At 44.6% G+C, this 9,942-nt stretch carries 9 protein-coding genes; 3 read left to right on the forward strand and 6 right to left on the reverse strand.

Going from position 1 to position 9,942, the window contains the following annotated elements:
- Positions 1–61 precede the first annotated feature (61 nt).
- Complete coding sequence (locus QZZ55_RS19345) at positions 62–937, forward strand: DUF2971 domain-containing protein (RefSeq protein ID WP_293269062.1); 876 nt, start codon at positions 62–64, stop codon at positions 935–937.
- A 43-nt stretch (positions 938–980) separates the two neighbouring features.
- Entirely contained in the window at positions 981–1,424 is a 444-nt protein-coding gene (locus tag QZZ55_RS19350; RefSeq protein ID WP_293269063.1) for an Lrp/AsnC family transcriptional regulator, read from the forward strand.
- Between the two features lie 47 nt (positions 1,425–1,471).
- Here QZZ55_RS19350 and QZZ55_RS19355 read toward each other — a convergent pair whose 3' ends face one another.
- The 6 genes from QZZ55_RS19355 to QZZ55_RS19380 form a co-directional block, all read right to left on the reverse strand.
- Positions 1,472–2,362, reverse strand: coding sequence for a DMT family transporter (locus QZZ55_RS19355; protein WP_293269064.1), 891 nt, complete (start codon positions 2,360–2,362; stop codon positions 1,472–1,474).
- Positions 2,363–2,547: 185 nt separating this feature from the next.
- Entirely contained in the window at positions 2,548–3,549 is a 1,002-nt protein-coding gene (locus QZZ55_RS19360; RefSeq protein ID WP_293269065.1) for a dihydroorotate dehydrogenase-like protein, read from the reverse strand.
- Positions 3,550–3,763: 214 nt separating this feature from the next.
- On the reverse strand, positions 3,764–4,873 hold the full coding sequence (locus QZZ55_RS19365) for a DUF1513 domain-containing protein (RefSeq protein ID WP_293269066.1): 1,110 nt from the start codon (positions 4,871–4,873) through the stop codon (positions 3,764–3,766).
- Positions 4,860–5,987, reverse strand: coding sequence for an imelysin family protein (locus QZZ55_RS19370; RefSeq protein ID WP_293269067.1), 1,128 nt, complete (start codon positions 5,985–5,987; stop codon positions 4,860–4,862). Before QZZ55_RS19370 ends, QZZ55_RS19365 begins: the two co-directional genes overlap by 14 nt.
- Positions 5,987–7,468: a di-heme oxidoredictase family protein gene (locus QZZ55_RS19375; RefSeq protein ID WP_293269068.1), complete on the reverse strand. Its 1,482-nt coding sequence runs from the start codon at positions 7,466–7,468 to the stop codon at positions 5,987–5,989. Before QZZ55_RS19375 ends, QZZ55_RS19370 begins: the two co-directional genes overlap by 1 nt.
- Positions 7,469–7,477: 9 nt before the next feature.
- A complete protein-coding gene (locus QZZ55_RS19380) occupies positions 7,478–8,749 on the reverse strand; it encodes an imelysin family protein (protein WP_293269069.1) in 1,272 nt (423 codons plus the stop codon).
- A 15-nt stretch (positions 8,750–8,764) separates the two neighbouring features.
- On the opposite strand from QZZ55_RS19380, the gene QZZ55_RS19385 reads away from it, so the two are divergent.
- On the forward strand, positions 8,765–9,942 hold a 1,178-nt coding region (locus QZZ55_RS19385; RefSeq protein ID WP_293269070.1), incomplete at its 3' end, for a cytochrome c peroxidase.

The raw sequence follows: 9,942 nt of genomic DNA on the forward strand, positions 1-9,942 counted from the left end.
AAACTGTGCTAATGTTAATTGTGCGTTCGTACAATTAATTTAAAAGGTAGCGGCTCAGGTTATGGTCAGCGAAATCACTCAACAACTCTATTCCGATATCCCCAGTGAAACGATTTATCACTACACATCCTTTGCGGGTTTGTTAGGTATCGTGGCGAGTGGCTCGTTGTGGGCCAGTGATATTCGTTACATGAATGACTCAGCTGAGTTAAATCATATGGTTACACTCATACGTGAGGAGGTGAACGAGCGTATTGCTTTAGGGCACCCAAATCCCAAGCTTTTGAACCAGTTTGAAGACTGGATCGCGCGACGGGTGACAAATGGCCATATGTTGTTTGCTGGATCGTTTCGTGCCAATGGGAATTTATTAAGCCAGTGGAGAGGTTATAGCGAGTTAGGAAAAGGCGTGAGCATTGGCTTTGACCCCAGCCAAATACTGTCGTGTGCACGAAAGCAGTCATTCATGGTAGGTAAGTGCATCTATGATCGAAAGAAGCAGCGAGCCTTGATCCATCAAATAGTAGACTTTGTTGAAGACCTCGCCGCGTTGTCGTGCGGTACGCATGGTTGCCGTGATGACCTAGTGTTTGCTGAAGTGTTTGAGCAAGTAGAGAGTGACTTGCTACGTATTGCTGCGGTACTTAAACACCCCTCTTTTCAAGAGGAAGAGGAGTGGCGTATTGTTTCACCGGTCATTACTGATTTTAAAGACCCGTCGGTGCATTATCGTGAAGGAACCTCAATGTTGGTGCCCTTCTTTGAGTTTTCATTAGTGGCGCCAACTGAAGAAAAAATACAGATTCAGCATATTTTCTTGGGGCCCACACCGAATATAAACCTCTCAATGAACTCTTTGTCTATGTACCTGGCTAAGGAAGGAGTAGCGCCAAAGCGAGGAATTGGCTATTGTCAGATTCCCTATCGGCAGCGCTAACAGAGCCCTATTTTAGTCGCGTTTAAGGAATAGTTTTAAAGGTATGATTGATAATATAAACCGCCGTATTTTGAAAGCTCTGCAGCATAATGCTCGCATTTCCTATGCAGAGCTTGGTAAGCAAGTACACCTTTCCGCACCGGCAGTGGCAGAGCGCATCCGTAAATTAGAGCAAGAAGGCGTTATCAGCGGTTATTCAGTATCAGTGGATATGGATAAGCTAGGGCTTCCCGTTGTAGCTATTGTGCAATGTACAGTGTTTCGTGCGATGGAGCGCCAATTTAAAGAGCTGCTGCTGACTATTCCGGATATGATCGAGTGTTATAACGTCACCGGCGAGCAAGCGTTTGTCATTAAAATGGCCACTGTGTCGATGGCCAGATTAGATGAAATTTTAGAACTCTTTGGTGATATGAGTGATACTAATACAATGATGATTTTATCAACACCCGTTCACCGTACGCTTCCTGATACTTTTTTTGAGTAGGCTTTTTCAACAAGTATTAGCAACAATTCAGGGTTGCTGATAGAGCGCTAAATAGCGCTCTGTTCAATTGTTGCTTTGGGCTTGCGCTGAGGCCATTGGCTGATCAGCATACCCAGAAGCATTAATCCGCATCCTGTAAGTTGATTGGTGGTAAGTTGCTCGTTTAGTAGTAACCAGCCCCCAATCACTGCAAAAACAGCTTCTGTAGATAGAATAAGAGCGGTGACACTCGGCTCGACCTGACGTTGAGCAATGATCTGTAGTGTGAAGGCTATACCGCTGGAAGCAACACCTGCGTAAAGCAAAGGTAATAGAGCCAACTCAAATTGTGCAAGTACAGGTTCTTCAAAAATAAGCATGGCGATAGTCGCTAAAACAGTGGCTACCAGAAACTGCACGATAGATAAGCTAATGGCATCTACTTTTCGGCATAACCAGCCCAAGATTAGAACATGAGCTGTCCAAAAAAGTGCTCCAATAAGCTCCAGCATATCGCCTTTATTGACTGTTAAGTCATCAGATACGGACAGTGCAAAAAGACCTGCTACTGTGAGTAAAACCCCACTCCATGTCTTCATATTGGTGGCATGCCCTAAAGCGATGCCCGCGATTGGGACCATGACGATATACATGCCAGTGATGAAACCGGCATTCCCGGCGGTGGTGTATTGCAGCCCTATTTGCTGAAAGCTAAAGCCTGCGAACATTACCGTGCCCGCAATTACCCCACCAATAAACAGATCTTTGTTCAACACTTGTTTGTGTTTGCCTAGAATTAGCCACAAAGGAACAAGTGAAACCGCACCTAATAAAAATCGTGCAGCATTAAAGCTGTGTGGGCCTAAATGCTCCATCCCTGTTGTTTGTGCAACAAAGGCAAAGCCCCAAATAGCGGCGACAACTATGAGCAGTGCGTGGGATGGTTTCAATGTATTCATAATATTTAGCGTCCAATAGAGGGTCTTGAATGGAGCTATTGTAAGTTGAGAAGAGTCTTCAGAGACAGAGCCTAACTAACGAAAACAAAGTTGATATGCTTAATTTATAATGTAATTGGCCTATTTGGCTTTGCTTTCGTAAGTATGTGGTTTTTCATTTACTTTTGTATGAATGAATATGGCAACTAGCGTCCCCAGCTATCTAGCATATCCATATAGTTACTGCGCTCATTACTACTGGGGTCACTGTTATTGGAGTAGGACATGCTACCGCGTAGCTGCTCCAAGGATTCATACTCATTAGCATCCAGCCAGCGTTCAATATCGTGGTTTAGTTCGGTGATAATGTCAGGCCCTCTTAAAAGCAGCACACTACATAGCTGGGTAATATTACTGCCAACCAGTGATGCTTTAAGCACTCCTTCAGCACTATGAACACCACCTGTAATCGCAATATCAATGGCAACTTGGTGTTTTAGAATCGCTGTCCAGCGTAGCCTTTCAAGTAAATCAGAAGAATCAGAAAGCTGGATTTTATTATCAACATCAAGTGTCTGTAGATTAATATCGGGTTGATAAAAGCGATTGAAAATTACTACAGCATCCGCACCTGCCATTTTTAGCTTTTCTATAAAGTGTACCGGACTACTAAACTGCGATGAAATTTTAACCGCTAAGGGAAGGTCAACCGTTTCGCGTACGCGCCTCACAATTTCTGTATAACGGTGCTCAACTTGATCTGCGCTCTCTTTCAGGTTGGCAGCAATACTATAAATATTGAGTTCAAGAGCATCGGCACCAGCTTGTTGTATATTTGCTGCGTGTTCTTCCCAGCCTTCTAGGGAGGCCCCATTAAGGCTTGCAATGACGGGAATCGATAGTTCTTTCTTCATCGACTGTAAGGTTTCTAGGTAATGGTCTTCGGTCGTTTTTAATTTTTGTAGAATGGGAGGCGCGATGCTGCTATTGGCTTCAGCATGGCCGATATCCTGATCATGAAGCATTTGATGAGCCATCTCATGATCTTTTTTGCAGTGTTCTTCAAATAAGCTGCGCATAACAATAGCGGAGATACCTGCTTCTTCTAGTTCTAGAGCGCTCTTTAGCGTCGATGTCATGGGGGAGGCTGAGGCAACCAGCGGGCTTTTTAATGTCATGCCCATGTATTGGCTGGATAGCTTGTTCATGATGGTATTCCCTTCAATTTTATAGAGCGTAGCCGTTATGTAAGGTCCTTCTTCTAGTGTTAAGGCTTTTGCTGATCCATTTCAGCATAGCAAACTTTGAATAAGAAATAGAAGGTGCTCAGTAATCTGGCGTAAATCATCTCTCTTTAGTTCTGTTTCCCTTTGTGTGTGGGTATAGGAACATGTCGCTGTGTAGCTAGAGGATAAAGCTAAATTATGAGATGGGAGATAGATGGTTATCCCATTTAACAGGGAGTTGTGTAGGAATTGCTGTTCGAATCATTTTCTGGCTATTGATGGTATATAACCGCCCAGTTCCAGAACTAATGACAAACTCTCCTGCATGTTGACCTTTAGCAATACCGCAGCCATCGTTTACTTTAATCGCGGCATGAAATTGACGTGCCTTTATATTCCAAAGCGTAATTAAATTACCTCTCGGTGAAGACACCGCTGCAAAGTTGCCAGTACTGTCAAAGCAAGCACTGCCGCAATATTGGTTAAGACGCCCGTTTACTTGTATTGGAATGACTAAAGGCTTGATTTCTTCACCTCGAGAATGAAGTGCTACGAGTGGAACGGTGTCGCCAAGATGTCCTTGATACTGCATAGCAAGGAGCACTTGCCCCGTAGGTGAAATATCGAGATGGCGAATGCTTGATTGGTGATATTCAGCGGGTAACTGCACTTGCTCCAGCAGCTTACCGCTGTGAATATCGACATAGACTAATGAGGGTTGCATTACATCGAGGTTGATTTTTTTCCGGCCTTTTGTCTTGATGCCACCATTAGCAATCACCATGGTTTTCTGATCGGGTGTTAGACGTAACTCGTGGGGTCCAATACCCGCTGTTGAGTGTTCGTTTACAATATTAAAATGATGAGTGATGTCACGTACAACGAGCCTGCCATTATCATGCGAAGGGCTTTTCTCAGTTGTGAGAAGGTAGTGCCCGTCTTGGGTTATTTGAGCATGCCCGTATAGGTGATAACCGTGGATGCAGTTAATCCGAGTGACTAAGGTTCCTGTTTTGTAGTTAAAGACATCAATACTGTTGCCTGGCCGGCGTGCTATTACTAGCACCCATGGGCGAGTTGGATGGCCTATAACCTGATGGGCTCGGCTTGGTAAAGGGTGGCTAGCGACTTCTTGGCCAAGGCCATCAAATAGGTATAAATAGAACAGACCATCGGCTGCTTGGCTGGCGGACGCAAAGCGTTGTGCCGCTGTGTTATCCACAGCAGCCAGCCCCATGGGGCTGTGTAACAGCATTGGAGTGGCTGCAGCCCAACCTAGAAACGTGCGGCGATTAATCGCCGTCACGGCTATTGAACCCTAATTGAATATTGAGGGTCTGCATGGCTATAGCTAGTTTGTTTTGTAGTATTTTTAGTTGGTTGCTCGTGTGCAGCAGTGCTTGATACGTATCGACAGTGACATTTAATTGAGTAACTGGTGAGACGCTTTTCAGTGCTTCGCTAATGAGAGCAAACTCTGTCTCGATTGCTTGTGCATTCAGTTTATCTCCGGATGCTTCTAGTAGTGTTTTAACGCTGCTAGGTTGCGTTCCACTGTATAACTCATGAAGAGCCGCTAGGTTTTGTTGGATATTATTAATAGATTGCTCACTGCGCCATGATTCACTCTTTTTCCAGCGACTTTTGTCCACAGATTCGGCTAATGGCTTTAATAGTTTGTTATCACGAATGGCTTCAACGGGCTCAACCAAGGATTTCATGAACTCTGTTGCCGCTTCTGAAGGCATTTCGTAGGTTTGAAATGCGGCTGCTTGATTTGCACCAGAAACGCCTTCCTGCCCAGCAAGTTCGATTTGCCTAGCTTCTTCTGCCCATTCATTTTGGATAGATAGCGCCGTTGCATGAATGTGTTGCGCTATGGCTGCTGCCAGGCTGCATTCAATCGCTTTGTTGTTTTGTATACGGTCATTTTTGGCAAACAGTAATCGCTCTAAAGCAGGGAAACCTTTTAAGCTGATGCTCGCAGAACGAAAAAACTCATCATCAAAGGTTTTATCAGTCGTGTTAAGAATTGATTTAAGCTGCCTTGTGCCCGTATTTTTTTTATCTGGCCAGTATTGCAAAGAGTGATTACGCATCAACATGGTTACTGGGCCAAATTGTATGTGTTGCACCCCTTGCCAGCTGGCCTGGGCAGCTTTATAGCTAGTTTGAGCTGCGCTCAGCTTATCAGCACTTGGTGCTGCACACAGACGCTGTAGCTGCTGTGACATAGAGGCACTATCGCTGGTTAAACGCTGGTAACGTGGTATGACATGCTGGTCAATAATCGCATTATTGAGTGTATGCCATTGTTCTTCAGAGGGTGGCTGCGAAGAGGCGGCATGCACCACTCCTACTCCCAGTATGAAAAATGTGACGCCCAGTAATATAGGTGTCAGTGAGCCGGTTCGTAGCATTAAAGTGACTCCAAAAAAGTGATCAGATTATTTCTATCTTGTTGTGGTAGTTGCATAAAGCTAACTTTGCTTGTCTGAGCTTCGCCGCCATGCCAAAGAATGGCTTCATTCAAGTTTCTAGCACGGCCATCATGTAAAAATTGAGTATGCTGGCTAACCGTTTGTGTTAGGCCTGTTCCCCACAGAGGGGGGGTGCGCCATTCACGGCCCGTTGCTAAGAACTCAGGACGGTTATCCGAGAGCCCTTCCCCCATATCATGCAGTAACAGATCAGTATAAGGCCATATTATCTGTTTAGCTTGAGCTTTGGGTACATCACTTGCCGTTTCATATCGAGGTGTATGACAGTTCTGACAGCCTATTTGTTCAAAGGTTTTTTGGCCACTAAGCACTGCTGGAGTCTTGGTGTTTCTCCTTTTAGGAACGGCTAAGTTGCGTGTATAAAACTCAATTAAACTGACCATCTGAGCAGGTGCTTCAACGTTATCTAAATGAAGGCTATTACCGTTGGGTAGCGATTGACATTTTATTTGTTGAGCGCTGCACTCCCCTGCTCCCTTAGGAAACATTGGAGTTGAAATACCTATATCAGCATGTAGGGCTGCATTATTTTGTTGTCTCAGTGTGGGGTTGCCCGCTTTCCATCCAAAACGACCAATACTGTATTGTTGTTGCTCAATATCCCAAACACGGTTTGCTCGTCCAGAGATGCCGTCATTATTGCTATCGTTAGGGTCTTCCTTGGCAAGGATGTCTGCCTTACTGATAGCGGCTAATAAGCCTAAACCTATCATCGGGGGTGCTACGCGGGGAGATAGTTGGATGTTAGAAGGCAATGGACCATAGTTAAGCTGCTGTATTTTATAGTGTGGGGTACGCAATGAAACTGAATTTTTCCCTGTGGCCATAATCATTGTATTGGGAAAATTCACAGGTATTTCGTTATAGCTAACCGTTACACTGCCTTCTGCTAGTAGCCCTTGTACGGAAAAGGCTTGTAGCTGTGTACCATAAGTTGGTTCAGGAATTACGCCGATGTGCTCTGATGCTAGAAGTGCTTTTTGCTGTTCAGTATCCGCAGGGAGGCTCATACGCATCAGCATAGAAACTGCCATTTTACCTGGCTTTTTCGTTGACGTGGGTTGGCCGCGACCATTTCTAATATGGCAGCTTTGGCACGACCGAGCATTATACAGAGGACCAAGGCCATCACTTGCCGTGGTCGATGAGGGAGAGGAAACCCATATCTTTTCAAATAAGCTTTTGCCAATAACGAAAGAAAGACGCTCTTCCTGGCTCAGGTTGGTTTGGGGCAGTGAAAAAGCGTGTTTGTTAACAGAGGGGTGGGATCGGTTAATGGTCTTGCTGATAGCTAAGGGCGCAGCAGCGTATGCTTTAGGGAACAAAGAAAGGTTAGGCGCGATTGCTGTGAATGTAGTAATCGCGCCAATAAGTGCCAAAGTGACAAATTGTTTTCTCATGCAGGGGTACTAGTTCGCCAAGATTGTGCTTGGATTGTCTAAGCTATCAGAGCCTTCTAGTTCGATGTTGTCGAGCTTTAAGACCCGCATGGCTTTTTCAATTGAACGGGTTTGTGTGGTGAGAGCGTCAACGGTTTTCTGTACGACAGCATTGCCTGTGGTATTACCACCTGCAATTAGCACATCAAATGTGTTACCAAGGTTTGCTTGGTCAACCATCGCTTGCATGGCGGCTTCTGTTGCATTTAATTCGGCGCGCAACTGTTGGTCTACAGCCTCTGATTTAGCACGTACTAGCTCAGATAAGCTAGCGCCTTTAACATGGCTACCATCAACACGGGTATACTCGCCTAGGTAAACGTTTTTAATTCCTTTCGCGTCAAAGTAATGTGAATTGTGGGTGTTGTCTGAAAAGCAATCATGCTCTTCTTCAGGATCATGTAGCATTAGCCCCAGTTTTATACGCTCTCCAGCCAGTTCTCCATAAGAAAGGCTACCCATGCCGCTAAGGATTGTTGCTAATGCTTGGTTATTTGTTTTCGATGCTAACTCTTTACGTGCAGCACCACCGTCTTTCCAGTTATTTGCCATCTCTTCTAAGTCAGTAATCAATAATGTTGTCACTGCGCTTAGGTAGTCACGACGACGTTCACAATTGCCTCCGGTACAATCTGCAATACTAAAATCAGTGACGGGGCGAGTGCCCGCACCTTTTTCTGTACCGTTTAGGTCTTGCCCCCAGAGTAAGAACTCAATGGCATGGTAGCCTGTCGCAACATTGGCCTCAATTTCATCTACTTCGTGCAATGTTTCGGATAATAGTTTTGGTGTGATGTTTGTCGCATCAATAGTGCTGTTACCAAGTTTTAAGATAGGGTTGGCAATGACATTAGCGGTATATAGCAAATTTTCGTCTGATTCTGTGCCATAGCTGCCGGTATTAACATAATCGATAAGACCTTCATCTAAAGGCCATGCGTTTACCTTGCCTTCCCACTCATCAACAATCGCATTACCAAAACGAAAAGCTTCACTCTGCTGGTAAGGGACGCGTGCATTGATCCATGCTTGTTTTGCTGCACTCATGCTTGCTTGGGTAGGAGACGCAAGTAGTGCATCAATTGATACTTTGAGTGCTTTAGCTGTTAAAAGGGAGTCGCCATAAGTGGCTTCTGCAATATCGCCATAGGTATCTAAAACAGCGCTAACATTATTGGCTAATAATGTGGTGCTGGTTGTGCCTAGTGCGATAGTGAGTGCTAATTTTGTAAATGTTTTCATTAGAAAAGCCTTGATATGAAATTCTTGGATGAAAATATAAATGATAAGCGTTATCATTACAAACAGTGTTGGTATTTTTTTGAAAGTATTTTCGGAGATGTTAAGTTGAGAACAACAACCGTATTTTTGTTAGCGTCGGTAGTACTTTTGAATATGAGTGGTGTGAGTGCGGATCAAGCCCCTCTACTTGAGGACACTCAAGCAGGCAGTAGAAAGGTAATGTTAGGGCAACAGTTGTTCTTTGACGTTAACTTGTCGCAAAATCGAACACAATCGTGCGCTAGCTGCCATGCTCCAGATAAAGGCTTTTCGGATCATCGCGGTTCAGGTACTGCTTTGGCTGCGTCGCTGGGAGCTGACGGAAAATCACTGGGTGATAGAAACGCACCCTCAGCCAGTTATGCCGCTTTTTCGCCACATTTTCAAAAAACACCAGACGGCATTTTTAAGGGCGGGCAGTTTTGGGACGGACGTGCTAACTCATTAGCAGAGCAAGCAGGTGGTCCGCCGCTGAACCCCGGTGAAATGGGTATGCCTGATAAAGCGAGTGTCGTCACCCGCTTACAAGAAAATAGCCATTATCAAGAAGCCTTTAAAGATCTTTATGGTGAAGCTATTTTTGAGCAAGTTGATAAAGCCTATAATGCCATGAGTGATGCGATTGAGGCCTTTGAGAAAACGGAGTTTTTTTCGCCCTTTGATGCCAAATATGATCGTTATTTACGTGGCGAATACCAATTAACATCAGAAGAAGATTTGGGGCGTACCCTCTTTTTCTCTCAACAGTTTACCAACTGCAACCTTTGCCATCAGTTACGGCCTATACCAGAGCAGCAAAAAGAAACATTTAGTAATTATGAGTTTCACAACATTGGCGTGCCTGTAAATAGTGCACTACGTACTATGAATGGTACTACTCAGGTTGATCAGGGGTTGCTTAATCATCCTGATGTGGACGATATAAAGCAGCGTGGTAAATTTAAAACACCGACACTACGTAATGTTGCGGTTACTGGCCCGTATATGCATAACGGTGTTTTTACCGACTTACGAACGGTTGTTCTGTTTTACAACAAGTACAACAGCCGTAGTGTAAAGCGTCAAATTAACCCTGAAACGGGTAAACAGTGGCGTCAACCAGAAATTTTGGAAACCCTTTCACGTAAAGAGCTAGAGACGGGCCCCGCTTTGGA

The organism is Neptunomonas sp., from assembly GCF_016744175.1.
GTDB lineage: Bacteria > Pseudomonadota > Gammaproteobacteria > Pseudomonadales > Balneatricaceae > Neptunomonas.